The 26,500-nt window shown below is 41.8% G+C and carries 25 protein-coding genes; 24 read left to right on the plus strand and 1 reads right to left on the minus strand.

Annotation, left to right across the window (positions count from 1 at the left end):
• The first annotated feature begins 61 nt into the window (after positions 1–61).
• From ABOA58_RS09130 to ABOA58_RS09185, 12 genes are all read left to right on the plus strand, one after another.
• Entirely contained in the window at positions 62–1,021 is a 960-nt protein-coding gene (locus tag ABOA58_RS09130; RefSeq protein WP_350302031.1) for a polysaccharide deacetylase family protein, read from the plus strand.
• A gap of 46 nt (positions 1,022–1,067) precedes the next feature.
• A complete protein-coding gene (locus ABOA58_RS09135) occupies positions 1,068–2,294 on the plus strand; it encodes a M16 family metallopeptidase (RefSeq protein ID WP_350302032.1) in 1,227 nt (408 codons plus the stop codon).
• 162 nt (positions 2,295–2,456) lie between these two features.
• On the plus strand, positions 2,457–2,726 hold the full coding sequence (locus tag ABOA58_RS09140; protein WP_350302033.1) for a YlmC/YmxH family sporulation protein: 270 nt from the start codon (positions 2,457–2,459) through the stop codon (positions 2,724–2,726).
• 229 nt (positions 2,727–2,955) lie between these two features.
• The gene (gene dpaA / locus ABOA58_RS09145) at positions 2,956–3,858 is read left to right on the plus strand and encodes a dipicolinic acid synthetase subunit A (protein ID WP_230177688.1); all 903 of its coding nucleotides are present in this window, start codon (positions 2,956–2,958) and stop codon (positions 3,856–3,858) included.
• Entirely contained in the window at positions 3,855–4,457 is a 603-nt protein-coding gene (locus ABOA58_RS09150; protein WP_101224686.1) for a dipicolinate synthase subunit B, read from the plus strand. Before dpaA ends, ABOA58_RS09150 begins: the two co-directional genes overlap by 4 nt.
• A 213-nt stretch (positions 4,458–4,670) precedes the next feature.
• Positions 4,671–5,726, plus strand: a complete 1,056-nt coding sequence (asd, locus tag ABOA58_RS09155) for an aspartate-semialdehyde dehydrogenase (protein ID WP_350302034.1) — start codon at positions 4,671–4,673, stop codon at positions 5,724–5,726.
• Positions 5,727–5,832: 106 nt separating this feature from the next.
• Positions 5,833–7,059: an aspartate kinase gene (dapG, locus tag ABOA58_RS09160; RefSeq protein ID WP_137019708.1), complete on the plus strand. Its 1,227-nt coding sequence runs from the start codon at positions 5,833–5,835 to the stop codon at positions 7,057–7,059.
• Between the two features lie 47 nt (positions 7,060–7,106).
• A complete protein-coding gene (dapA, locus tag ABOA58_RS09165; RefSeq protein ID WP_350302828.1) occupies positions 7,107–7,976 on the plus strand; it encodes a 4-hydroxy-tetrahydrodipicolinate synthase in 870 nt (289 codons plus the stop codon).
• Between the two features lie 281 nt (positions 7,977–8,257).
• Positions 8,258–9,928: a ribonuclease J gene (locus ABOA58_RS09170; protein ID WP_350302035.1), complete on the plus strand. Its 1,671-nt coding sequence runs from the start codon at positions 8,258–8,260 to the stop codon at positions 9,926–9,928.
• 127 nt (positions 9,929–10,055) lie between these two features.
• The gene (locus tag ABOA58_RS09175; RefSeq protein ID WP_034313566.1) at positions 10,056–10,802 is read left to right on the plus strand and encodes a ClpP family protease; all 747 of its coding nucleotides are present in this window, start codon (positions 10,056–10,058) and stop codon (positions 10,800–10,802) included.
• Positions 10,799–11,026, plus strand: a complete 228-nt coding sequence (locus ABOA58_RS09180) for a YlzJ-like family protein (protein ID WP_350302036.1) — start codon at positions 10,799–10,801, stop codon at positions 11,024–11,026. The genes ABOA58_RS09175 and ABOA58_RS09180 overlap by 4 nt, the downstream gene beginning before the upstream one ends.
• 238 nt (positions 11,027–11,264) lie before the next feature.
• Complete coding sequence (locus tag ABOA58_RS09185; RefSeq protein WP_350302037.1) at positions 11,265–13,595, plus strand: DNA translocase FtsK; 2,331 nt, start codon at positions 11,265–11,267, stop codon at positions 13,593–13,595.
• A 30-nt stretch (positions 13,596–13,625) separates the two neighbouring features.
• Here ABOA58_RS09185 and ABOA58_RS09190 read toward each other — a convergent pair whose 3' ends face one another.
• Entirely contained in the window at positions 13,626–13,925 is a 300-nt protein-coding gene (locus ABOA58_RS09190; RefSeq protein ID WP_350302038.1) for a DUF6509 family protein, read from the minus strand.
• 304 nt (positions 13,926–14,229) lie between these two features.
• Between ABOA58_RS09190 and ABOA58_RS09195 the strand changes: the two genes are divergently transcribed.
• The 12 genes from ABOA58_RS09195 to pgsA all read left to right on the plus strand — a co-directional run bounded on the left by ABOA58_RS09195 (position 14,230) and on the right by pgsA (position 26,494).
• Positions 14,230–14,955 (plus strand): GntR family transcriptional regulator, encoded by a 726-nt coding sequence (locus tag ABOA58_RS09195; RefSeq protein ID WP_101224693.1) that lies wholly within the window; start codon positions 14,230–14,232, stop codon positions 14,953–14,955.
• Positions 14,956–15,117: 162 nt separating this feature from the next.
• The gene (locus tag ABOA58_RS09200; protein ID WP_350302039.1) at positions 15,118–16,206 is read left to right on the plus strand and encodes a BMP family lipoprotein; all 1,089 of its coding nucleotides are present in this window, start codon (positions 15,118–15,120) and stop codon (positions 16,204–16,206) included.
• A 203-nt stretch (positions 16,207–16,409) separates the two neighbouring features.
• Positions 16,410–17,945: an ABC transporter ATP-binding protein gene (locus ABOA58_RS09205; RefSeq protein WP_350302040.1), complete on the plus strand. Its 1,536-nt coding sequence runs from the start codon at positions 16,410–16,412 to the stop codon at positions 17,943–17,945.
• Positions 17,938–18,981: an ABC transporter permease gene (locus tag ABOA58_RS09210; RefSeq protein WP_101224696.1), complete on the plus strand. Its 1,044-nt coding sequence runs from the start codon at positions 17,938–17,940 to the stop codon at positions 18,979–18,981. Before ABOA58_RS09205 ends, ABOA58_RS09210 begins: the two co-directional genes overlap by 8 nt.
• A complete protein-coding gene (locus ABOA58_RS09215; protein ID WP_350302041.1) occupies positions 18,982–19,941 on the plus strand; it encodes an ABC transporter permease in 960 nt (319 codons plus the stop codon).
• A 209-nt stretch (positions 19,942–20,150) separates the two neighbouring features.
• The gene (gene yfmF / locus ABOA58_RS09220; RefSeq protein WP_350302042.1) at positions 20,151–21,431 is read left to right on the plus strand and encodes an EF-P 5-aminopentanol modification-associated protein YfmF; all 1,281 of its coding nucleotides are present in this window, start codon (positions 20,151–20,153) and stop codon (positions 21,429–21,431) included.
• Positions 21,431–22,717 carry an EF-P 5-aminopentanol modification-associated protein YfmH gene (gene yfmH, locus ABOA58_RS09225; RefSeq protein WP_350302043.1) on the plus strand — a complete coding sequence of 429 codons (1,287 nt, stop codon included), beginning with the start codon at positions 21,431–21,433 and terminating at the stop codon, positions 22,715–22,717. Before yfmF ends, yfmH begins: the two co-directional genes overlap by 1 nt.
• 18 nt (positions 22,718–22,735) lie before the next feature.
• A complete protein-coding gene (gene ymfI / locus ABOA58_RS09230; protein WP_241591249.1) occupies positions 22,736–23,461 on the plus strand; it encodes an elongation factor P 5-aminopentanone reductase in 726 nt (241 codons plus the stop codon).
• Positions 23,462–23,541: 80 nt separating this feature from the next.
• Complete coding sequence (locus ABOA58_RS09235) at positions 23,542–23,799, plus strand: DUF3243 domain-containing protein (protein WP_350302044.1); 258 nt, start codon at positions 23,542–23,544, stop codon at positions 23,797–23,799.
• 240 nt (positions 23,800–24,039) lie between these two features.
• Positions 24,040–24,831 carry a DUF3388 domain-containing protein gene (locus tag ABOA58_RS09240; RefSeq protein WP_034313530.1) on the plus strand — a complete coding sequence of 264 codons (792 nt, stop codon included), beginning with the start codon at positions 24,040–24,042 and terminating at the stop codon, positions 24,829–24,831.
• 8 nt (positions 24,832–24,839) lie between these two features.
• Entirely contained in the window at positions 24,840–25,745 is a 906-nt protein-coding gene (locus tag ABOA58_RS09245; protein ID WP_350302045.1) for a helix-turn-helix domain-containing protein, read from the plus strand.
• Between the two features lie 164 nt (positions 25,746–25,909).
• A complete protein-coding gene (gene pgsA, locus ABOA58_RS09250; RefSeq protein ID WP_034313524.1) occupies positions 25,910–26,494 on the plus strand; it encodes a CDP-diacylglycerol--glycerol-3-phosphate 3-phosphatidyltransferase in 585 nt (194 codons plus the stop codon).
• The last annotated feature ends 6 nt before the right edge of the window (positions 26,495–26,500 follow it).

A 26,500-nucleotide genomic window follows, 5' to 3' on the forward strand; every position in this document is an offset into this window, starting at 1 on the left:
GATGTCATGTTCTACCTTGTCCGTTTTCTTCATACATTTTGGTATGAAGGGGGCGTAAAAAATGAATAATAAATGGAAGCAGATAGTTGCGATAAGTGCCATTGCAGGTATATCATGGTTATTAGTGCAAAATCCATATACACAAATTTATTTGACCCAATTAACCGATGATTCAGTTGCATCAATGAAGCAAGAAGACGAGCTTCTTTTACAAATAAAAGAATCAACAAAAAAATATGAGATTGCACCACAGGATGCACGAATAGATTCTGTCTGGAAAACCGTTCCTGCATATAACGGCCTGAAGGTAAATATTGATGATTCGTATAAAGCCATGAAGAAGGAGGGCGTGTTCGATAAGGATAAGCTGGTGTTTCAGCAGGTTCCTGCAAAGATACATATGGAGGATCTGGATCCGGCTCCCATATACCGGGCCCATCCCGAAAAGCCAGTGGTATCATTTTTAATCAATGTGGCCTGGGGGAATGAATTCTTACAAGATATGTTGGCCGTGTTAAAAAAGAATAATGTCAAGGCCACATTTTTCCTTGAAGGTAATTGGACCAAGAAAAACCCAGATTTGGCCAAGATGATTAAGGGTGGCGGGCACGAAATTGGAAATCATTCTTATTCACATCCCGATATGAAAAACATATCCGCACAAGCTACACGTGAGGAAATTCGAAAAACGAACGAAGTCATTGAAGCTGTGACAGGTTTGAAAATGAAATGGTTCGCACCACCAAGTGGAAGCTATCGGGACGAAACGGTGAAAATAGCGGATTCTTTCGGTATGGAGACCGTCATGTGGAGTGTGGATACAATCGACTGGCAAAAGCCAAGCCCTGAAGTCCTTCAACAAAGAGTGCTTTCTAAGGTACACCCCGGAGCATTTATATTGATGCATCCGACGGAATCTACTGCAAAATCATTGGAAACGTTAATAATTGAAATAAAAAAGAAAGACTTAGATGTTGTTACCGTTTCGGAAGCAGTAGATGAAGAGCGATCGAATCCATAATGTATTGGTTACGATAGCAGCATAGAATGATTGGGAGGAATGTTAGTTGATTAAGAAATACACGTGTCAAAATGGAGTTCGAATTGTATTGGAAAATATTCCAACTGTACGCTCTGCAGCAATTGGAGTTTGGATCAAAACAGGTTCAAGAAATGAAACACCGGAATTGAATGGGGTTTCACATTTCTTGGAGCATATGTTCTTCAAAGGGACAACTACGAGAAATGCGCGTGAAATTGCCGAGTCATTCGATAGTATTGGCGGACAGGTGAATGCATTCACTTCAAAAGAGTATACATGCTATTATGCTAAAGTAATGGATAACCATGCAAGCTATGCGCTTGAAATCCTTGCTGATATGTTCTTCAACTCAACATTTGATGGGGAAGAATTGAAAAAAGAAAAAAATGTCGTCTACGAAGAAATCAAAATGTACGAAGACACACCAGATGACATTGTCCATGACCTCTTAAGCAAGGCGGTATATGAAAATCATCCCCTTGGCTATCCGATACTTGGCACGGAAAATACGCTTGAAACGTTCAATAGTGATACATTAAAAAAATACGTCCATGACATGTATACACCCGATAAAGTAGTTGTATCCATTGCTGGGAATGTAGATGAAAAAATGATTAAGGAAGTCGAAAGCTACTTTGGCTCGTATCAAGGAGGGGAAGATCGTCTTGAATTGGTCAAGCCTTCCTTCCATGAAAATAGGATCACCCGTAAAAAAGATACGGAACAAGCCCACTTATGCCTTGGTTACAAAGGGTTGGAAATTGGCAATGATAAAACATACAGCCTGATTACCTTGAATAATATTCTTGGAGGAAGCATGAGCAGCCGCCTATTCCAGGACGTCAGGGAGCAACGAGGCCTTGCCTATTCCGTTTATTCCTATCATTCCAGCTATCAAGATAGCGGTATGGTGACAGTATATGGGGGGACAGGCACAAATCAGCTTGACAGCCTGTATGAAACCATTCAGGAAACACTGGATACTTTAAAGAGGGATGGCATTACGGAAAAGGAATTACGGAATAGTAAAGAGCAACTTAAAGGCAGCTTGATGCTTAGCCTTGAAAGCACGAATAGCCGCATGAGCCGGAACGGAAAAAATGAGCTGATGTTGGGTGAGCACCGTTCCCTTGATGATATCATCATCAAGATTGACGCGGTGACGGAGGATACCGTCAATGAATTGGCAAACCAGATCTTTACGGAACATTCCTTGTCATTAGTGAGCCCGCTGGAAAACTGGGATAAATAATGACGAACAAGTCTGCACCTTCCTTTAATTAATGGGAGGTCAGGCTTTTTTTCTTTGAATGCAGGAGGGTCCAATGTTATGGACAATATTTGGACAAATGCCTTCTAAGTTTACCTTTTTCGGATATAGATTGAATAGAAGGCGAAAAAGGGGGAACCAAATTTGAGGTTGAGCGAATTGAGCGGTAAGGAAATAGTCGATGTGAATAGGGCGGAGAGATTAGGGATCCTTGGTCAGACCGATTTGGAAATAGATGAAACTGGACAAATTACCTCATTGATCATCCCATCTGTCAAATGGTTCGGTCTTTTAAGGAATGGCAGTGAAATAAGAGTTCCTTGGGAACATATAAAAAAAATCGGTGCGGATATGGTCATCATTGATTTCCAGGAAGGACTTTCACATAAAGACGGAGAGCATATGGACGGATGATCGCGCTCGTGTCAGGCTCCTTGAACTTCTCGGAATGCAAGCTCGAAAACGCCTTAGCTGGCAATAGCTATGGCGTTTTTTCTTTTCTTATCACCGTTTTTTAAGTGAAAACATAAGATGGCAGGGTAACTAGAGAATGTAGCAAAAACCGAATTGCTTCCTGAAGGAATTGTATATCATGAGGCAAGGAATGTTTAGGATCTTTTATATAAAGAAGGTGACGGTTTTAATGCTCACAGGCATGCAAATCGCTGTAATTGGTGGAGATGCGCGTCAGCTTGAAGTTGTCCGTAAACTGACGGAGCTTGATGCAAAGCTATTATTGGTAGGTTTTGAACAGCTCGACCATGCTTTTACCGGAGCGGTTAAGGAAAAAATGGAAGATATAAACTTCAAGGAATTAGATTCAGTTATTTTACCTGTCCGGGGCACGGATTCAGATGGGAAAGTAGAAACGATCTTTTCCAGTGAAGAGGTTGTTTTGACTGAAGAAATGATAAAAAATACCCCGGCACATTGCATTTTTTATGCAGGAATCAGTAACGACTACCTTAATGAGATATTCAAGAAAGTGGATCGCAAACTCGTTCTATTGTTCGAACGTGATGATGTGGCTATTTATAATTCGATTCCCACTGTTGAGGGTGCAATCATGATGGCCATTCAACATACGGATTTTACTATCCATGGATCGAATGTAGCCGTTCTCGGACTGGGAAGGGTCGGAATGAGTGTAGCCCGGTCATTCCATGCACTTGGAGCAAAAGTGAAGGTGGGGGCAAGAAAAAGCGAAGATATTGCGAGAATCAGTGAAATGGCATTAGCCCCTTTTCATTTAAATGAACTCGCTGCAGAAATGAAGGATGTTGATATATGTATCAATACGATTCCTTTTCCGATAATTACCGCAAAAGTTATAGCCAATATGCCCGTTCATACATTAATCATCGACCTTGCTTCAAAACCGGGGGGAACGGATTTTCGTTACGCTGAAAAAAGGGGAATTAAGGCGCTGTTGGCACCGAGCCTACCGGGTATAGTTGCCCCGAAAACAGCTGGTCAGATATTAGCGAATGCACTGGGACTATTGATTCAAGGCGAGTTCTTGAAAAGGAAGGGGAAAATGATATGAGTCTCAAAGGGAAACGTATTGGTTTCGGATTAACAGGATCACATTGCACATATGATGAAGTGTTTCCGGAAATAGAAAAACTTGTAAATGAAGGTGCGGAAGTCATTCCAATCGTAACATCGACTGTCCAAAACACGGAAACCCGTTTTGGAAAGGGAGAGGATTGGGTCGAAAGAATAGAAAAATTGACGGGGAACCATGTCGTTGATACAATCGTCAAAGCAGAGCCTTTAGGACCTAAGTTGCCACTTGATTGCATGGTGATCGCTCCTTTAACGGGTAACTCAATGAGTAAAATGGCAAATGCACTTACCGATTCGCCAGTACTTATGGCTGCAAAAGCGACGATGAGAAATCACCGTCCAGTCGTGGTCGCAATATCAACTAATGATGCACTTGGGTTAAATGGTGTCAATCTAATGAGGCTGATGGCAGCTAAAGATATTTATTTCGTTCCATATGGCCAGGATAATCCCAAAGGCAAACCAAGTTCCATGGTTGCAAGGATGAGCATGATAAGGGATACGATCATAGCGGCACTGGAAAGGGAACAGATTCAACCTGTCATCGTCGAAAGGTTCAAGGATGATTTAGTCTGAACAAGTATTTCTGCCTCAAACCAGCTTTCTAACGACTGACATATATGCATAAATTTGTAGGTTGAAGTTATAAAAAACCACTCCACTACCAGAATATTTTGTTAAAGTGCGACCCTTTGGAATGTTAATGTGTTAAAATAAATGATATTCTGAAAAAGAAGTAGTAAATCCAATAAATAACTAATTTAAGAGATAGAAAAGGAGTATGTATAAATGACTGAGACACAGGGATTGCGTATTGCAGTTGTGGGAGCAACTGGAGCAGTAGGACAACAAATGATTTCAACACTCGAACAGAGGGACTTACCGATTAAGAAAATCATCTTTTTATCATCGGCTCGTTCCGCAGGAATCAAACTTACGTTTAAGGGCGAAGAAATCGAAGTGCAGGAAGCAAAACCTGAAAGCTTTGAAGGCATCGATATAGCTTTATTCAGTGCTGGAGGAAGCGTGTCTAAGGAATTGGCTCCAGAAGCAGTGAAACGCGGTGCGATAGTAGTCGATAATACAAGCGCATTCCGCATGGATGAAAATGTGCCGCTAGTCGTTCCTGAAGTAAATGAGGAAGACTTGAAACAGCATAATGGGATCATTGCAAATCCGAATTGTTCAACTATCCAAATGGTTGTGGCATTGGAACCTATTCGCAAGACATACGGCTTATCAAAAATTGTTGTTTCTACCTATCAGGCTGTTTCGGGTGCAGGTGCAGCTGCGATAAATGAATTAAAGGAACAAGCTCGCGACTTGCTTGATGAAAAAGAAATAGATCCGAAAATTTTACCGGTAAAAGGGGACGAAAAGCATTATCAAATCGCATTTAACGTCATTCCCCAAATCGATAAATTCCAAGATAACGGGTACACGTTCGAAGAGATGAAAATGATTAATGAAACAAAGAAAATCATGCATATGCAAAACCTTCCAGTGGCTGCAACTTGCGTGAGGCTTCCTGTTGTAACAGGTCATTCGGAATCTGTATACATTGAAGTTGAAAAAGAAGGCATAGCGGCTTCTCAAATCAAAGATTTAATGAAAACGGCACCTGGAATAGTGTTAGAAGATGAACCGGAACAACAAGTTTACCCTACGCCTGCTTCATCCGTCGGCAAGAATGATGTATTCGTCGGTCGGATACGCAAAGATTTGGATGAAGATAAAGGCTTCCATTTATGGGTGGTTTCCGATAATCTATTAAAAGGAGCAGCTTGGAATTCCGTTCAAATTGCTGAGAGCCTTTTGAAATTAGGTTTGGTTACCGTTAAGTAAAAATTTTATTCTTAATGAACTCGACAGAAAATTAAATTCCAATAGGATAGAGAGTTTTTGTCAGCTTCCCGGATTGGGAAGCTGGCTTATATTTGGGGTGCATATTATGAAAATTATCGTCCAGAAATACGGTGGGACATCCGTTCGTGATGAGGAAAGCCGTTCATTCGCCAAGGGGCATATTGAAAATGCGATTAAAGAAGGCTATAAAGTGGTGGTTGTGGTTTCAGCAATGGGAAGAAAAGGCGATCCTTATGCAACGGATACCTTACTTTCCCTGGTAAATGGAGCGAAAGCCTGCCTTTCAAAACGAGAACAGGATTTACTTATGTCAGTAGGGGAAACGATATCATCAGTCGTATTTACGAACATGCTCTTGGAACATGGTATTGATGCGGTCGCATATACTGGAGCCCAAGCGGGATTCTTGACGAATACCGACTATTCAAGTGCGAAAATTATTGAAATGAAATGCGACCGTCTCATGAAAGAACTTGAGGTGAAGGATGTTGTCGTTGTAGCAGGTTTCCAGGGAGCGGCTAAAAACGGGGACATCACGACCATCGGCCGTGGTGGAAGTGATACATCAGCCGCAGCATTAGGTGCGGCTTTGCAAGCTGAACGGGTCGATATTTTTACGGATGTGGAAGGAATCATGACGGCAGATCCACGTATTGCCGACCAAGCTCGTCCATTGTCAATCGTTTCATATACGGAAGTTTGCAATATGGCATATCAAGGGGCGAAGGTCATTCATCCGAGAGCTGTTGAAATTGCGATGCAGGCGAAAGTCCCGATTCGGATAAGGTCAACTTACAGCGAAGGCTTGGGAACACTTGTTACAAGCATGAACAAGGGAAGCCAGGGCAGCGACATACGTGAAAGGCTCGTGACCGGGATTGCCCATGTACCAAAGATCACTCAAATCAAGGTCCGTGCGAAAAAAGATCAATATAATCTACAGGCAGAAGTTTTCAAAGCAATGGCCAATGCCTCCATTTCAGTGGACTTTATAAATATATATCCAAGTGGCGTAGTTTATACCGTTTCCGAGGAGATGACAGAACTTGCCCTCTCGATTTTGGCCGAGCTTGGTCATGAACCGGTCATTGAACGCAATTGTGCCAAGGTTTCAGTAGTCGGTGCAGGCATCAATGGAGTGCCAGGCGTTGCAGCGAAGATTGTCACAGCGCTTTCCGAAAAGGAAATTGCCATTCTCCAGTCAGCGGACAGCCATACGACAATTTGGGTACTCGTAAAAGAGGAAGATTTAATAGAAGCTGTTAATTCCCTGCACTATGCGTTTCAATTGCATGAAAGGGAAGTCCAATAATCAGGTTTTTTAATAAATAAAGGTTTTAAAAATTAAAGAGGTGTTAGATAATGATATTTGGTAGAGTATCAACCGCAATGGTCACCCCTTTCGATAGCAAGGGAAATGTTGATTTTCAAAAGACGACTTCATTGGTTAATTACTTAATAGCTAATGGAACAGATTCGCTTGTGCTTTCGGGAACGACAGGGGAGTCTCCAACTTTATCTTCGGAGGAGAAAATTGCATTATTGCGTCATGTTTCTAAGGTTGTTGAAAAACGTGTGCCCATCATCATGGGTACAGGAAGCAACAATACGTATGCGTCCATCGAGTTGACAAAAAAAGCGGAACAAAATGGCGCCGATGCGATAATGCTGGTTGCCCCGTATTATAGTAAAACCAATCAAGAAGGTCTGTACCAGCATTTTAAGGCTATTGCAGCTAGTACGACTCTCCCTGTTATGGTTTACAATATCCCTGGGCGCGCTTCGGTTAACATTGAACCGGAAACGATCATCCGCCTTTCAAAAATTCCTAATATCGTAGCCGTTAAGGAAGCGAGCGGGGATTTAAACGCTATGACCCAAATCATAGCAGGCACGGATGAAGATTTTGCATTATATAGTGGGGACGACGCTTTAACACTCCCAGTATTGGCGATTGGTGGTGTGGGTGTAGTCTCGGTTGCTTCACATATTGCAGGTAATGAGTTGCAGAAAATAGTGGAGGCCTTCATCAGCGGGAACTTGAAAGAGGCAGCCAGGCTGCATCAGGAACTGATACCGCTTATAAAAGGTTTGTTTGCAGCGCCAAGCCCTGCACCTGTCAAAACAGCGCTTCAGTTATATGGAATTGACGTTGGATCGGTGAGACTTCCAATCGTGCCGTTGACTGAGCAGGAGCGACTTGCATTAACCAAGGTATTAAAAAAATAAAAAGACAAAGAACAAGCTGATCGTTGAAGATTGGCTTGTTTTTACATAATGATGTATATGAATGGGATAACTTTCCGATTTCGGATGAAAATATTTAAATTTTTTTATGATCAATCGAGACTGGATAAAAGTACAAAGGATCTCTTACATAATAGGTTGTTTTATTGGATTAAATGAAAAAGTCCCTCTGAAAATGGTAAGTGTTGTCATGTTTTTTGAACATCGGTTATAATGAAATCATTGGGAAATTATGAACGGGATTTTTTAAGGAGGATATTCGATTGGGTAAAGATAAAAATAATGGAATAAAAGTGATTTCTCTTGGAGGACAAGGGGAACTTGGTAAAAATATGTACGTCGTTGAGGTGAACGAGGACATCTATCTTCTTGATGCAGGGTTAATGCTGCCAGAAGATGAAATGCTCGGAATCGATGCGGTTATCCCTGATATTACGTATTTGATGGATAATAAGGAACGTGTGCAGGGGATATTTATTTCCCATGGTCATGAAGACCATATGGGAGCGCTTGCTTATGTCTTGAAATATTTACCGGTCCCTGTTTATGGAACAAAGCTTACTCTTGCTTTAATCAAAACGAAATTAAAGGAAGATGGCTTTAACGGCAGGGCGACATTCACAGAAATCGATTCGGATTCTCTTTTAAGTTTCCCTCAAGCAGCCGTGTCTTTTTTCCGGACAAACCATAGTATTCCCGATTCCGTCGGAGTCGTGATCCACACTCGTGAAGGTGCAATCGTTTATACAGGGGATTTCAAATTCGATCAAGCAGCAACAGATCTATATAAACCGGAAATCGGTAAAATGGCCAGTATCGGTGAAGAAGGTGTCCTATGCTTGCTTTCGGATAGTACTGGAGCCGAGAGGCCAGGTTATACGACATCAGAAGCAGTTGTGGCCAAAGATATTACAGAGGTATTTCATGCTGCCTCCGGAAGGATCATTGTTGCGTGCTTCGCTTCGAATATCAACCGGATTCAACATGTTTTCAATGCAGCGGCAGCAAGTCGCAGAAAAGTGGCAGTTGTCGGGAAAAGCCTGCAACGCGTTTATGAAACAGCATTGAACCTCGGCTACTTAAAGGTCGAAGAAGAGCTGATAATCCCAATTAATGAAATAGGCCAGTATGACGACCGTGAAATCGTCGTGTTATCGACAGGTCATCAGGGCGAACCCATTGCGGCACTTCAAAAAATGGCAAAACAGACGCACAAGCAGGTAACGATCAAAAAGGGAGACACCGTTTTGATCAGTGCATCACCGCTACAGGGCGGTGAACTTATTTTATCCAAAACCGTCGATTTACTATACAGGGTAGGTGCTGAAGTGGTATCTGCTAATAAATATAAAGTGCACGTAACAGGGCATGGCAGCCAGGAAGAACTGAAAATGATGATCAATTTGATGAATCCTAAATTCCTCATCCCTGTACATGGGGAATACCGCCATTTATATGCCCATCAAAAAGTTGGGATTGCAGCGGGGATTAAGCGGGAAAACATCATCATTGCCGAAAAAGGTGATGTCATCGAACTTAAGGGCAATAAAATGGGCCTTTCCGGGAAAGTCTCTGCAGGAAATATCTTGATAGATGGCAGTGGTGTTGGAGATGTGGGTAATATCGTACTTCGTGATCGGCGCTTGTTATCCCAGGATGGCATTTTGATTGTAGTGGTCACGTTGAACCGTCAGGATAAAAGCATTGCAGCAGGCCCTGAAATCATTTCAAGGGGCTTCGTATATGTTCGCGAATCAGAGAAAATGATTGGCGAAGCAACTGAAATTGTAAGTGAAATCGTAAAGAAAAATGGGTCGCGCCAACCATTTGATTGGTCCACGCTGAAGCAGGAAATGCGTGATGCGTTAAACCAATTCTTCTATGAAAAAACGAAACGCCGTCCAATGATTTTACCGATCATCATGGAATATTAAGTAAGGAACCCCTGATTTAACAGTCAGGGGTTCTTTTTCTGTTTCAAACCTCTTATATCTTGAAGAATGAAGTCCGAGACTCGAGACATAATAAAGCTATAGGCTATAAGAGAAAGGGGTTGGCATAGTGGATAATGCACCATTACCAAATGAAAATGAAGGCAAGCAGGAAGGTAAGAATTCAACTTTAATCGAAAAGATCCAGCAGCTGGGGGCTACCAATGTTCCGCAACTATCTCAGGACTCAAAAATCCATTGTTTGACGATCATTGGACAAATTGAAGGACATATGCAGCTGCCGCCTCAAAATAAAACGACCAAATATGAACATGTTATTCCGCAAATTGTGGCAATTGAACAAAATCCCAATATAGAGGGACTGCTTGTCATATTAAATACAGTCGGAGGAGATGTCGAAGCGGGACTGGCAATCGCAGAAATGCTGGCTTCCCTATCAAAGCCATCCGTCTCGATTGTACTTGGGGGAGGGCACTCGATCGGTGTGCCGATTGCGGTTTCGTGTGACCATAGCTATATAGCAGAAACAGCAACGATGACGATTCATCCAATTCGTTTGACAGGGCTAGTCATTGGCGTGCCTCAAACCTTTGAATACTTGGATAAAATGCAGGAAAGAGTCATTAAATTTGTTACTCGCCACTCCAACGTTACGGAAGAAAGTTTTAAGGATTTAATGTTTGCCAAAGGAAACTTGACCCGTGATATCGGTACGAATGTTATCGGGGCCGAGGCAGTTGAAATCGGTATGATCGATGATGTAGGAGGAGTGGGCCAGGCAATGAGAAAACTAAATAGCTTCATGGAAGAAAGAAGGCCAAAAATTGCCGGGGAAGAGGAGGGGCTTCTGCAATGACGCTTTATACGATCGTTCCTGAAGAAATAATTTTCCCTCATCACCATGAGAAGACGGCAAATTTAATAGAAATGATCTACAATGGTGTCCATGTGATGGTTGAACTTGACGGTGGCCGTACGTTTCGCATTGACCGAATCGTCAGCACCGATCCTGAAGATTATATGAATGTACACATTCAGCCGGGAGCTGTCATAAATGTGTTCGAACATATGAACCATTAGTAAAAACGACTAACTGAGGTAAATTATGATATACTGGAATGAAAATCAGCAGCCGCTTGGCTGCTTTATTCATTATATGGGAAAAATGTCCGCCTTAAGAATGAATGGTACATATATCAAGGACAAGGTCATATTTATTTGGTATAATCAGTAGCGAACGTTTGTTTCGTGAAGGGAAATCATGTAGTGATGTTGAATAGGAAAGTTAGAATAGTTTCATGAAGAATCAGGTGATATTATGGCAAAGAAGAAACGCAGAAAAAAGAATAGTACAGAGAAGTTAAAACTAACGCTTAAATATGAATTGATTGGCCTCACTATAATAGGTTTGGCCATAATTGCCATTGCCAAGCTTGGAGCAGTGGGAAATGGGACGGTCTTTTTAATCCGCTTCTTCATGGGGGAATGGTATATCCTCTTTTTGTTGGGAGCAATTGCAGCTGGGTTCTATTTGATGATAAAGAGAGAGGTCCCGTACCTGTTGAAACGGCAATTGGTGGGGATGTACTTCCTTGTTGCGAGCATGCTCCTACTGAGTCATGTGACGCTGTTCAACATGCTTGCAGATGGAGGACCGTTCACGAAGCCCAGCGTCATTTCGAATACATGGGAACTATTCTGGATGGAAGTGACCGGCAAGGCCAGCACAAAGGACCTTGGGGGCGGTATGATTGGAGCGATATTATTTGCAGCCTCATACTTTTTATTCGACGAAGCTGGATCGAAAATCGTTTCATTCCTTTTTATCATTGTAGGTGCCGTCCTATTGACAGGGAAAACGTTAGGTGAAACCCTCGGGAAGTTTTTCATGGGTCTTGGCGGCTTTTTCAAAAAGCAATGGTCTGCATTCAGAGATGATATGAGGACGTGGAATGAAGACAAAAAAGAAAAGAAAAAGAATCCGGTTAAAAAGAAGAAACGGGAAAAAGACCCGGTGGAAGAAACGGATCAGCCCCTTCTTCAAGAAGAGGATACAGAGCAAATGGCGACGGAGCGGATTATTTCCAGCTTTGCTGATAAAGCCTATAGCGACGAAGACGAAATAATTCCGGTCGTCACGGAACCTGCAGCTGATAATAAAGAGGACCAGGATGATGCCGTCCCGCCTATGAATTTTACGGAAGTGGAGAATAAAGAATATCTTTTACCGCCTCTTTCTTTACTATTACAGCCCAAAAAAACGGATCAAAGCGGAGAATACCAATTGATCCATGAAAATGCGGCTAAGCTTGAGCGCACTTTTCATAGCTTTGGAGTGAAAGCGAGGGTCACTCAAGTTCATTTAGGCCCAGCCGTAACCAAATACGAAGTTCATCCGGACGTAGGGGTGAAGGTAAGTAAAATTGTCAGCCTATCCGATGACTTGGCCCTTGCACTTGCCGCAAAGGATATTAGGATCGAAGCCCCGATTCCCGGAAAATCGGCAATCGGGATAGAAGTGCCCAACTCGGAAGTGGCAATGGTGTCATTAAGGGAAGTTTTAGAGGCCAAGGAAGTTGACAAGCCTGACGCAAAACTGCAAATAGGCCTAGGGCGGAATATTTCCGGTGAAGCGGTTAAGGCGGAGCTCAATAAAATGCCGCATTTACTAGTGGCTGGTGCTACTGGCAGCGGGAAATCCGTTTGTATCAACGGGATTATCACGAGTATCCTGATGCGGGCAAAACCGCATGAAGTGAAAATGATGATGATCGATCCAAAAATGGTGGAGCTGAATGTCTATAATGGAATTCCCCACTTACTTGCACCTGTAGTGACAAATCCAAAGAAAGCTGCACAGGCTTTGCAAAAAGTGGTCAGTGAAATGGAAAGGCGCTATGAGCTATTTTCTCATTCCGGTACGCGTAATATTGAAGGCTACAATGATTATATTAACCGGTATAACATCGAAGAAGATGCCAAACAACCGCTCTTGCCTTATATCGTAGTCATTGTCGATGAGCTGGCGGATTTGATGATGGTCGCCTCAAATGATGTAGAGGATGCCATCACACGGCTTGCACAAATGGCACGTGCCGCGGGCATCCACTTGATAATTGCCACTCAGCGGCCATCCGTCGATGTAATTACAGGGGTCATTAAAGCGAACATCCCATCCCGGATTGCTTTTAGTGTCTCATCAATGACCGATTCGAGAACGATCCTCGACATGGGCGGAGCTGAAAAACTGTTAGGCCGGGGTGACATGCTCTTCCTGCCAGCAGGAGCTTCAAAACCGGTTCGCGTCCAAGGTGCCTTTTTATCCGACAATGAAGTCGAGGAAGTTGTCACATATGTCATTTCACAGCAAAAAGCACAATACAGCGAAGAGATGATACCCGATGAAATTGCAGAAACTTCAAATGGTGAAGTCGAAGATGATTTATATGGGGATGCCGTGTCCTTGATAGTAGAAATGCAGACTGCTTCGGTTTCCATGCTGCAGCGCCGTTTCCGGATTGGCTATACGCGGGCAGCGAGATTGATTGATGAAATGGAAGCGAGGGGAATTGTCGGTCCATATGAAGGCAGTAAACCACGAAATGTGTTGGTCACTAAAGATGAACAGGATGAAGCGCATTCATCATAGGTAAAAAAAACCGGGCAGCAGCCCGGTTTTTTAATTATTCATCGCCTCGTCTAAATGTTTAAGGCAGAAGTCGGTAATCATCGCTTCTTCATCTTCTTCTAAATCGAATTCGAGTGCGCCCTCATTACCTTTTTCAAAAATATCATATTTAATCAATTTTCCTACTTGCTCTTCCACTGCAAAAAGCACCCGGATATATAAACCATTTTCTGAAAAGAGCTCATCCTCTTCAGGCACTTCAATATCCAGGAACAACTCGTAACGTTCCCCGGACAAAATACCAAATGGATCATTCAATTTTTCGATCGTGTATTCTGTAATCTTTAACATCTTGTGTACATCCCTTCAAAGAAGATAAATCCTATTATACAGGAAAACAACATCTTGAACAGAGCTGCATTCATTTTGCATTTTCAAAAAAAATTTATCTGATTTAGGAGAATTATCGTGCAAATTCCGCGGCCTCATCTAGATTGAAAGACACAGGGAAGGGTAATTTCTCCTAAATTCTTTTAAAGTAAATAGTAAAACACTATTTATTTATGTCAAAAAAAATGTTATATTATTTTCGATTAGTAGGAATGATTCAACATCAGAGGTCTGATGTCTTAAGAAATTAGCTGGGGGAAACTGTATGTCAATAAAATCAGATAGTCGACATTTATATTTGCAGGTCATTGATTACCTGAAGCAGGATATTGAAGCTGGAGTCTATCAGGAAAATGAAAAATTCCCTTCAGAATTCGATCTTGCAAAAAAATTGGGAGTGAGTAGGGCGACACTTCGAGAAGCGCTGCGAATTTTAGAAGAAGAAAACATCATCATTCGCCGCCATGGAGTTGGGACTTTCGTCAATCCGAAACCTCGGTTCACTTCAGGTATCGAGCAATTAAAAAGTGTCACGAACATGATTGAAGAGGCAGGAATGAAACCGGGTACGATTTTCTTAAGCTCGACGGCCCAAGAACCTACAGAAGAGGATATACGCAGGTTTTCGTGTTCGACAGATGAACGCATCGTCATCATCGAACGAGTAAGGACTGCGAATGGGGAGCCAGTTGTCTACTGTATTGACAAAATTCCTGAATCTATACTATCAGAAAATTTTGACCGTAATGATGAGTCTCTTTTAGATATTTTGGAAAGAGATGCGCATCGAAAAATTACGCATGCCGTAGCAGAGATTGAGCCTATTGGATATCATGAGAAAGTTTCTCCTATCCTTAAATGCTCGCCAGAAGCCGCACTACTCGTTCTAAAGCAGATGCATCTGGATGATTGGGACCAGCCTATCCTGTATTCTGTAAACTACTTTAAAGCCAATATGTTCAGCTTTCATGTTCTTCGTAAACGTGTGTAGGTCTTGACTCTGCAGACGGGTGAATGCAAGCGTTTGTTTCGATTCCGAAAAAGTCGATCAAGCGGATGCAAAAAAAATTAACGAGAAGTGAAAACGCAAACATAAATGACTTTTCAGAACATTCCTGCTCAAAAAAACTAAGTAAAACTAGGGGGATAAAAATTGAAAAAGCGCAAATTAGGACTAGCTCTTTCACTTGTTCTTGCAGCCGGTACGCTACTAGGAGCATGTGGTAATTCAGAGAATGATGATAAAGAATCTTCAAATGGGAAAAACAAAGATAACTTCACTGTTGCAATGGTAACTGATACTGGCGGCGTGGATGACGAGTCGTTCAACCAATCCGCTTGGAAGGGCATTCAGGAATTCGGTAAGGATAATGGTCTGGAAAAAGGTAAGGATGGCTACAACTACCTGCAATCTAAATCTGATGCAGATTACGCTAAAAACCTGAATACGCTTGTACGTGAAGATTACCAACTAATCTATGGTATCGGTTTTCTTTTAGCCGAAGCTGTTGGTGAAGTGGCCGACCAACGTCCGGACTCACACTTTGCTATCGTTGATACAGTTGTAGATAAAAAGAATGTAGCCAGCATTAATTTTAAAGAGCAGCAAGGTTCATTCCTTGTAGGTGTAATTGCCGGTCTGCAAACGAAAACAAACAAGGTCGGTTTTATCGGCGGAGTTGAATCTGAATTAATCAAGAAATTCGAAGTTGGCTTTAAGGCTGGGGTTTTATCTGTAAATCCGGATGCGAAAGTTGAAGTTAAATATGCCGGAGATTTCAATAAAGCTGATATCGGTAAATCCACAGCAGGCTCCATGTATTCTTCAGGTATCGATATCATTTATCATGCTGCTGGCGGAACTGGAAAAGGTGTATTCACTGAAGCAGTCGAGCAAAAGCAAAAAGATCCTAAGAGAGAAATCTATGTTATCGGTGTAGATAGCGACCAAGCTAAATTAGGGGCAGTTCCTGGAACTGACGACAACATCACACTTACTTCCATGCTAAAACGTGTTGACGTGGCAGTTAAAGACCTTTCCGAAAAAGCGAAAGAAGGAAACTTCCCAGGCGGAAAAGTAATTGAGTACGGTATCGAAGAAAATGGTGTAGGCATTTCCGATACAAAAGATAATGTAACAGAAGAATCTTTAAAAGCGGTCGAAGAGTGGACAGAAAAAATTAAATCAGGTGAATTCGTAGTTCCGGGCACGGATGAAGAATTCAAAAAACTTGGTTTATAAGCTGTAATGCCAGAAAGAATAGGGAGGCGAATTGCCCTCTATTCTTTCTTTTCCCAATTGCTCTTTGCATCTGAAAAATATCGAATGAAAAACTATGATAGAATCGTAGTTTTTCATTTGGTTTTTTTAAAAAAATCAATAAGCTAGTAGAAGCAATTATATGATTTAAGAATATTTACACTCATTTTAGGAGTTGATAATACGTGGAATATGTAATTGAGATGCTTAATATCCGTAAGGAATTCCCCGGCATCGTCGCAAATGATAACGTTACCCTTCAGGTTAAAAAAGGGGAGATTCACGCATTATTAGGTGAAAATGGCGCGGGCAAATCCACTTTGATGAATGTCTTATTCGGCTTATATCAGCCTGAACAGGGAGAAATCCGTGTGAATGGCAAGCCAGTCAAGATTACCAGTCCTAACATTGCCAATGATTTAGGAATTGGGATGGTCCATCAGCATTTTATGCTCGTAGACCCCTTTACAGTAACAGAAAATATCATTTTAGGAAAAGAACCATCAAAAGCGGGTAAAATCGATTTAAAAGAAGCGAGCGAGGAAGTTAGGAAACTATCGGAACAATATCAGCTTCGTGTTGACCCCTATGCGAAAATTGCCGATATATCAATAGGGATGCAGCAGCGTGTCGAGATTCTTAAAACGCTATACCGTGGTGCGGAGATATTGATTTTTGATGAGCCGACCGCTGTATTGACTCCTCAAGAAATCAAGGAATTGATTTATATTATGAAAGCCCTTATCAAAGAGGGGAAATCCATCATTTTAATTACACACAAACTTAAGGAAATCATGGAGGTTTGTGACCGGGTAACGGTAATACGCAAAGGCCAAGGAATTGGTACAGTGAATGTCAACGAAACGAATCCTAACGAATTGGCCAGTTTAATGGTTGGTAGGGAAGTTCTGTTCAAGACGGAAAAAACGGCAGCTATTCCTTCGGATGTAGTTCTCGAGGTCCGGGAACTGGAAGTCAAGGATTCCCGGGGCGTTTCAGCTGTTCGGAACTTGGATTTAACTGTCCGTGCAGGAGAAATCGTCGGTATCGCCGGTGTGGATGGGAATGGACAATCCGAACTAATTGAAGCATTGGCTGGCCTAAGGAAGACAACCGCAGGTTCGATAAAGCTAAATGGAAAAGAAATCAGGAATCTGAAGCCGCGTAAAATCACTGAAGCAGGTGTCGGCCATATTCCAGAAGACAGACATAAGCATGGTTTGGTTCTTGATTACAGCATTGGGGAAAATATTGTCTTGCAAACCTATTATCAAAAGCCTTTTTCAAAAGCTGGTATCTTGAACTCAAAGAAAATTTTTGAAAAGGCCCGTTCACTGATCAAAAGTTACGATGTTCGCACTCCGAGTGAATATACCCCGGCAAGGGCGCTTTCTGGAGGGAATCAGCAAAAAGCGATCATTGGACGGGAAGTTGATAGGAACCCGGATTTATTGATAGCCGCACAGCCGACACGCGGGCTTGATGTCGGGGCGATCGAGTTTATCCATAAACGTCTGATTGAACAGCGTGATGCAGGAAAAGCGGTACTCCTCATATCATTTGAATTGGAAGAAATCATGAATGTGAGCGATAGAATTGCCGTTATATACGAAGGGGAAATCGTCGCAATAGTCGATCCGAAAGAAACGACTGAACAGGAGCTTGGCCTTCTTATGGCTGGCAGTAAACGGACGGTAGCAGGGGGAAAACAAAATGTCTAAGTATTTATCTAAATTAACGAGTCCGTTAATAGCAGTTATCCTCGGCTTAGTCGTTGGGGCCATAATCATGTTAGTAAGCGGCTATGATCCTGTTGCCGGCTATGGCTCCATGATAAATGGAATTATTGGGGATTCTTATTATGTAGGGGAATCCGTCAGGACAATCATCCCTTATATCCTTGCCGGTTTGGCAGTGGCTTTTGCTTTCCGTACGGGCCTATTCAATATCGGTGTAGAAGGGCAATTAATTGTAGGCTGGCTGGCGGCAGTTTGGGTCGGAATCGCTTTTGATCTACCAAGGATCATCCATTTGCCGTTTGCCATATTAGCTGGTGCAGCTGCAGGTGCCTTGTGGGCGTTTATCCCTGGTTATTTAAAAGCTAAGTTCCGTGTACATGAAGTAATCGTTTCGATCATGTTGAATTATACAGCTTTATATGTGACAAATTATTTAATTCGGAATGTAATGACTGACAAGCTGGATAAAACAGAAAGAGTTGCTGATACAGCATCACTGCGGTCTCCTTTTTTTGAAAGCATTACGGATTTTTCCCGGATGCATTGGGGAATAGTGGTAGCGATTATTTGCGTGATCATCATGTGGTTCCTTCTTGAAAGGACAAAAACCGGCTTTGAACTGAAAGCGGTAGGTTTCAATCAGCACGCGTCCGAATATGCAGGGATGAGTGTAAATAAGAACATCATACTTTCCATGGTTATTTCAGGTGCGTTTGCAGGGCTAGCGGGTGCGATGGAAGGCCTTGGAACTTTCGGTTATGCTGCAGTCAAAGGCGGGTTCACAGGTATGGGCTTTGATGGGATTGCAGTAGCCTTACTAGGAGCTAATACGGCTATTGGTGTAGTGCTGGCAGCCTTATTATTTGGGGGACTGAAAGCAGGGGCGTTAAATATGCCGCTAGAAACCGGCATACCTAGTGAAATTGTAGATATTGTCATAGCATTGATCATCTTCTTCGTCGCATCCAGTTATTTTATTCGTTGGATTGCCGCTCGATTTAAGAAAGGGGTGAAATAAGTGGATTTTTACCAAGTATTACAAATTATTATTCCATCTATGATTGCTCTAGCTGCACCACTTATTTTTACTTCGCTTGGAGGAGTGTTATCTGAACGGGCTGGTGTCATAAACATCGGTTTAGAAGGATTGATGGTCATCGGTGCCTTTACAGGGATCGTTTTTAACTTAATGTTTGCTGATGTTTTTGGGGAATGGACTCCTTGGCTTGCTGTGCTAGCGGCAATGGTTGCCGGCTTGCTGTTTTCCATTCTGCACGCCGTGGCATGCATTACATTCAGGGCGGACCAAACGGTTAGTGGGGTAGCCATCAACTTGTTGGCAGTGGGTCTGACCATGTTTTTGGTGAAGCTGATTTTTGACAAAGGTCAAACTGATAGAATAACGGAAACATTCCCAAGGATTGATGTTCCTTTACTAAGTGATATCCCATTTATAGGACCCATCTTTTTCGCGAATGGATATTATATCGTATATATAGCGATCCTTATATCCTTTGTCGTCTGGTATGTACTTTATAAAACACCTTTCGGGTTAAGGATCCGTGCAGTGGGTGAGCATCCCATGGCTGCTGATACGATGGGTGTCAATGTTACGAAAATCCGATATGCCGCTGTTTTATTATCAGGTGCTTTTGGAGGTATAGGCGGAGCGATATATGCTACCATCTTTTCGAATGAATTCAATCATGCGACAATTAATGGTCAAGGTTTCATGGCCATTGCCGCCATGATTTTTGGTAAATGGCACCCGGTCGGGGCAATGGGTGCAGCGTTATTCTTTGGTTTGGCTCAAAGTTTAAGTATCGTTGGCTCGAGCCTTCCCTTCTTCAAGGATATTCCTTCGGTTTACCTATTGATCGCTCCTTATGTTCTGACGATCATTGCATTAACTGGTTTCATTGGACGTGCAGATGCTCCTAAAGCATCCGGACAGCCATACATCAAAGGAAAAAGATAAGGTTTTAACCGGTCAGCAAACTATGCTGGCCGGTTTTTTCTTTTGAGATTGAGCCGTAGTGATCGTGAGCTGGTGAAAAACCAAAAAAAGTAGCTGTAACTTGCATGATTTTTCCTTTCACATGTATATTTTAAGTAGATGTTTAAAAGGGTTCCAATCTACAAACAATAAGCTAATAAAGGTGATTTATATAATGAGGAGGATTATTCATGTCTATTGCTTCCGAAACAATTACGGAAAAAAGCGGCTACAAGCTTCATGTGGTCCGGACGGATAAATATAAAACGAATACTCTCGTGCTCAAGATGAAAGCCCCGTTGACAAAAGAGGACGTTACATATCGTGCATTGCTGCCATATGTGTTACAAAGCAATACAAGTAAATATCCTACAACACCCGAGCTTCGATCTTATCTTGATGATTTATATGGAGCAGGGTTTTATGTCGATGTAGCTAAAAAAGGCGAATATCAAATCATAAGTTTTACGATCGATATCGTCAATGAAAAATTCCTTAGTGATTCAACCCCGCTTCTCGAAAAGGCTTTTGGGTTATTATCAGAGGTGATCTTTAATCCGAAGAAGAATGGCGAAGCCTTTGACTCTAAAACGGTTTCCAATGAAATCCGTTCTTTAAAACAGCGGATTCAATCCATTTCCGATGATAAAATGCGATATTCAGCTACACGCCTTGTAGAGGAAATGTGTAAAAACGAACCATATGCTTTAGAAGCGAGCGGTAATCTTCAAGACTTGGAAACGATGACTCCCGAGTCCCTTTTCGCCTATTACAAAAAAGTGCTGGCGGAGGATGAAATCGATTTATATGTAATCGGTGACATCGATCAATCGGAAGTGCAGGCTCTGGCTGACAAGTATGTTTCATTGCAAGAACGAGTGCCTGTGAGACTGCCAGGGAAGACGGGCAAGGTAGTGGAGAAGGAAAAAGAAATCATTGAGAATTCGGATGTGAAGCAAGGGAAATTGAATATCGGTTATCGAACCCAAGTTGCCTACGGTGATCCGGATTATTATGCACTTCAGCTTTTCAATGGGATTTTTGGTGGCTTTTCACATTCAAAACTTTTCATCAATGTCCGGGAGAAGGCCAGCCTTGCTTATTATGCAGCTTCGAGGCTCGAAAGTCATAAAGGTCTATTAATGGTCATGGCCGGCATTGAAAATGCCAACTACAAGCAGGCATTGGATATCATTCATGCGCAAATGAAGGAAATGAAGCAAGGGAACTTTTCCGAAGAAGAGCTGGCGCAGACAAAGGCGGTCGTTAAGAACCAACTCCTTGAAACCATTGACGTTTCGAGAGGACTTGTGGAAATTTTATATCATAATGTGGTTTCCGGGCAGGATATATCACTCGACGAGTGGTTTGCAAACACAGAGCGGACGACAAAGGAAGAAATCATTGCAGTTGGTCAAAAAATTCAGCTTGATACGATTTATTTCCTAACGGAAGAGGAGGTGCAAGGGTAATGGAAAAAATAGCATTCACTCAATTGAAAGAAGAACTTTTCCATGAAAAAATGGATAATGGCCTAGAAGTGTATATTCTTCCGAAAAGTGGCTTCAATAAATCATTTGCCACTTTCACGACGAATTATGGTTCGATCGACAACCATTTCAAACCTTTGAATGAAACGGAATTCACTAAAGTACCTGATGGAATTGCCCATTTTCTTGAACATAAGCTTTTTGAAAAGGAAGATGGAGATGTTTTTCAGCAATTTTCAAAGCAGGGAGCATCTGCAAATGCCTTTACTTCTTTCACCCGTACAGCTTATTTATTTTCCAGCACGTCCGATTTCGATAGGAATCTAACTACCTTAATCGACTTTGTCCAGGATCCTTACTTTTCGGAAAAGACGGTAGAGAAGGAAAAAGGAATCATTGGGCAGGAAATCAATATGTATGATGATAATTCGGACTGGCGATTATATTTCGGAACGATAGCCAATATGTATCATCAGCATCCCGTGAAAATCGATATCGCCGGTACTGTGGAATCCATTGCAGATATTACGAAGGATATGCTTTACGAATGTTATAATACGTTTTATCATCCTAGCAACATGCTCCTATTCGTGGTAGGACCGGTGGATGTCGAAAGCACCATGAAGCTGATTCGGGATAATCAAAATAATAAAGGATACAACGAACAACCTGAGGTGGAACGTAAGTTTGACCAAGAGCCGGAAATCGTTGCCAAGGATAAGGAAGTCTTAAGAATGAATGTCCAGACACCAAAAGTGATGCTGGGAATCAAGGCGACCAATGTCCATCAATCCGGTTTACAGCTTTTGAAAAGGGAATTGGCAACCAATATTTATCTGGAAATGCTGTTCGGCAAAAGTTCACCTTTGCATGAGGAGCTATATGAGGAAGGATTGATCGATCAAAGCTTCTCATATGATTATACACAGGAACAAGGTTTTGGATTTGCGTTAATTGGCGGGGACAGTGCCAAACCTGATGAGTTGACGGAGTCTTTATTTGGTATCCTGCATAAATCAAAAGCCGGAACCGGCCTGAATGAAGAAAGCCTGCAAAGGACAATCAAGAAAAAAATCGGTTCTTTCCTTCGTTCTCTGAATTCGCCGGAATATATAGCGAATCAATTCACCAGATATGCATTCAATGATATGAACTTGTTCGATGTTGTATCAGTATTGGAAAAACTAACGATCGAAGATATCAGGGAGGTCGCCAAGGACTTAATATCCGATGAACGGATGACAGTCTGTCAGGTACTTCCTAAATAATATAAAGGGGGCTCGAATGTGGGGAAACGTTTTGCCCTTATTACTGGAGCCAGTGGAGGGATCGGCCGGGAAATCGCTATAAAGCTCGCCGAGGAGAATTATTCACTTTATCTACATTATAACAGCAATGAAGAAGCGATACTTGAATTGATTGAAGAACTGAAGCCCCATCAAGTCGAACTTATTCCGGTTCAAGCGGATTTGGCTGCACCGGATGGATACAAGAAATTGGCGGAAAATATCTTTGCCCTCCATGCAATCGTCCTCAATAGTGGCAATAGCTATTATGGGCTAATATCAGACATGGATGAGAAAATCGTTAATGAAATGGTGCAGCTGCATGTAACGAGCCCTTTCCAATTAACAAAGGAACTGCTTCCAAAGCTTATGTACCAAGAACAGGCTGCCATCGTTGCGGTCACATCGATTTGGGGGCAGACAGGTGCATCCTGTGAAGTCTTATATTCAATGGTCAAGGGCAGTCAAAATGCTTTTATCAAAGCGCTTAGTAAAGAAGTCTCGCTTAATGGAATCCGGGTGAATGCTGTTGCCCCCGGTGCGATTTCCACTTCCATGCTCGAATCTTTCAGTGCAGAAGATCTGGAGATCATCAAAGGCGATATCCCGATGGGCAGGATGGGACATTCCAAAGAAGTCGCAGAGGCCGTATACTACTTGCTTTCCGACAAGTCATCCTATATAACCGGGCAAATTTTAGGCGTAAATGGCGGATGGTACACATGATTTTTTTTAAGACATGTATAATTTCCTCGGTTCCTTCACAAAATATCTATGTACTATTTTGAAGGAAAGGGTGACCATTCATGTCTGTACTGGACAATTGGGATCAATGGAAAAACTTCTTAGGCGACAGATTACATCAAGGTGAACAACAAGGTTTGTCAGGAAGCGCTGTTAACAACTTGGCTTACGAAATCGGTGATTACCTGGCTAACCAGGTTGAGCCCCAGAATGATCAAGAGAAAGTGCTTGCTGATCTTTGGTCGGTCGCAAGTGATGAAGAAAAACATGCCATGGCAAGTGTCATGGTCAAGTTAGTCGAGAACAATGGAACGAAGTAAAATATCAATCCAAAGGCCCTGTTATTAATTAACAGGGCCTTTTGGGTTTAAGTGGCTGACTATTTATCCTCTTATATAAAAATGAATATTTTTCTAGGGTTTTTCCTTTTAACTTATCACGAAATGCTATATTATAGAAGCTAGACAATTAATATTAAAGTGTTGAGACCTTGAAATTTACGATGGATAAGTTTTTTGCCCTGAGTAGGGTAAAAGCTTTTAGGCTTAAGGAGTGTTATCGTGGATAATAAAGAATGGTATTTTGAATATGAAATCCAAGTCAACCGTCCTGGTTTATTAGGGGATATTTCATCTCTTCTGGGTATGCTTTCCATTAATATCATCACCATTAACGGGGTCGATGAAGGCAGGCGTGGTTTACTTTTGTTGGCGAAAGACAGCCGTAATATAGAAAGATTCGAGTCAATCCTCCGTACGATGGATACGATAAAGGTCATTAAGCTGAGGGAACCTAAATTGCGTGATCGCCTCGCAGTCAGGCATGGACGTTATATTCAGCGCGATGCCGATGAGAAGAACACCTTTAGGTTTGTCCGTGATGAACTGGGCTTGCTTGTCGATTTCCTGGCCGAGCTGTTTAAACAGGAAGGTCATAAATTGATCGGGATACGGGGGATGCCTCGTGTCGGGAAAACTGAATCCATCGTAGCCTCGAGTGTATGTGCTAATAAGAGATGGTTGTTTGTGTCATCGACCCTTTTAAAGCAGACTATCCGCAGTCAGCTTATTGAGGATGAATATAATAATGATAATTTGTTCATTTTAGATGGAATTGTTTCCACTCGCCGTGCAAATGAGCGTCATTGGCAGTTGATTCGCGAAATAATGAGGCTTGATGCTGTCAAAGTAATCGAACATCCGGATGTTTTTGTCCAAAATACAGAGTATACCCTCGAAGACTTTGATTATATTATTGAATTGCGAAACAATCCTGAAGAAGAAATAACATATGAAGTTGTCGACCAAAAAGACCAGTTTTCAGGGTCCGATTTTGGTTCCTTTGACTTTTAAAATGGCAGGTGTTTTATTTGACTGAGTTAGGTAATCGATTAAAGGAAGCTAGGGAAGCCAAAGGCCTTAGCTTAGAAGATTTGCAGGAATTAACGAAGATTCAAAAGCGTTACCTTATAGGCATTGAAGAGGGAAATTACAGTATGATGCCTGGAAAGTTCTATGTACGGGCATTCATAAAGCAATATTGTGAAGCGGTCGGACTGGACCCAGAAGAGATTTTCGAACAATATAAGAGTGAAGTGCCATCAGTCTATAGCGAGGAATTGCCAGAACAGCTTTCAAGGGTCCAATCCCGGAAAACTTTACCGGCAGGAGATTCAAAGGTTGTGGAAATGTTACCGAAGATCCTGGCTGTCGTTTTAGTAATTGGTGCGGCCGTTTTGATATGGGTACTGGTATCGAATTATATGAGTAACCCAGATAATGATGATAAAAAGAACGCTAAAGAGAATGAAGCTGTGGGCTACAATAAAAGTGATGGGTTTAACGAAGAAAAAGAGAATGCAGACAAAAAACAGAATGAAGAAAAATCAGTGTCTGATAAGAAGAATGAAGATGATGAAGTTGTCAAAGATGAAGAGAAAGAGCAAAAACTTGCTGTTACAAGTTCCAGCGGTAAAAATAGTACGTATGAATTAAAAAATACCGATACCTTTAAATTAAAGGTGACATCAAAAGGCTCACCATGGGTCGGCATAAAAAATGGTGAAGGTAAATTACTATTCCAGGGCACAATCGACAAGGACAAAAGCCAGGAAATTGATTTCACCAATGAAAAAGAAGCTGTCATCAATATAGGCAGAGCATATGAAACTGAGATTTATGTGAATGATGAGAAGCTGGAGTATTCCATTTCACCGACTGAAGTGAATACGCAATTGGTTACGATACAATTTACGAAAGCCGAATAGTCATCTTATAGATGACTATTTTTGCTCTATATAATAGTAAGGCGGCTGGAAATGGATTTCCCGGCATATAAGATTGGATTTTGAGTTAAATTATACATAAAAGCGTATTTTAGATCTAAGACGCAGGCCCGAATGGCAGGCGTAAATTTTGGAGGTTAAAAGTTTTGAATCTGCCTAATAAGATTACAGTAGCAAGAATCTGTTTAATACCAGTATTTTTAATCATCATGCTCGTTCCTTTTTCATGGGGGACGCTGACTTGGGGAGAATACAGTTTGCCAGTGGCGCACTTAGCTGGAGCCATCCTCTTTATTATCGCTTCCACTACGGATTGGATCGATGGCCATTTTGCCAGAAAATATAATATGATTACTGATTTAGGGAAATTTTTAGATCCATTGGCTGATAAGCTTCTGGTTTCGGCTGCCTTAATCGTTTTGGTTGATCTAGATTTAATGTACGGTCAATCATGGATCGCCATCGTGATCATAAGTCGCGAGTTTGCAGTCACCGGATTGCGTTTGGTGCTAGCGGGTACAGGGGAAGTGGTTGCAGCGAACCAGCTTGGTAAAATTAAAACATGGGCACAAATTGTTTCCATTTCAGCTTTATTGCTGCATAACCTTCCATTTGCCCTCATTTCACTTCCATTTGCCAATATCGCATTATGGATTGCATTAATCTTTACAATCTGGTCTGGTTTGGATTATTTTATAAAAAACAAAGAAGTATTTGTTAATTCAAAGTAAAAACGA

Origin of the sequence: Peribacillus frigoritolerans, assembly GCF_040250305.1 — a bacterium.
Classification (GTDB): domain Bacteria; phylum Bacillota; class Bacilli; order Bacillales; family DSM-1321; genus Peribacillus.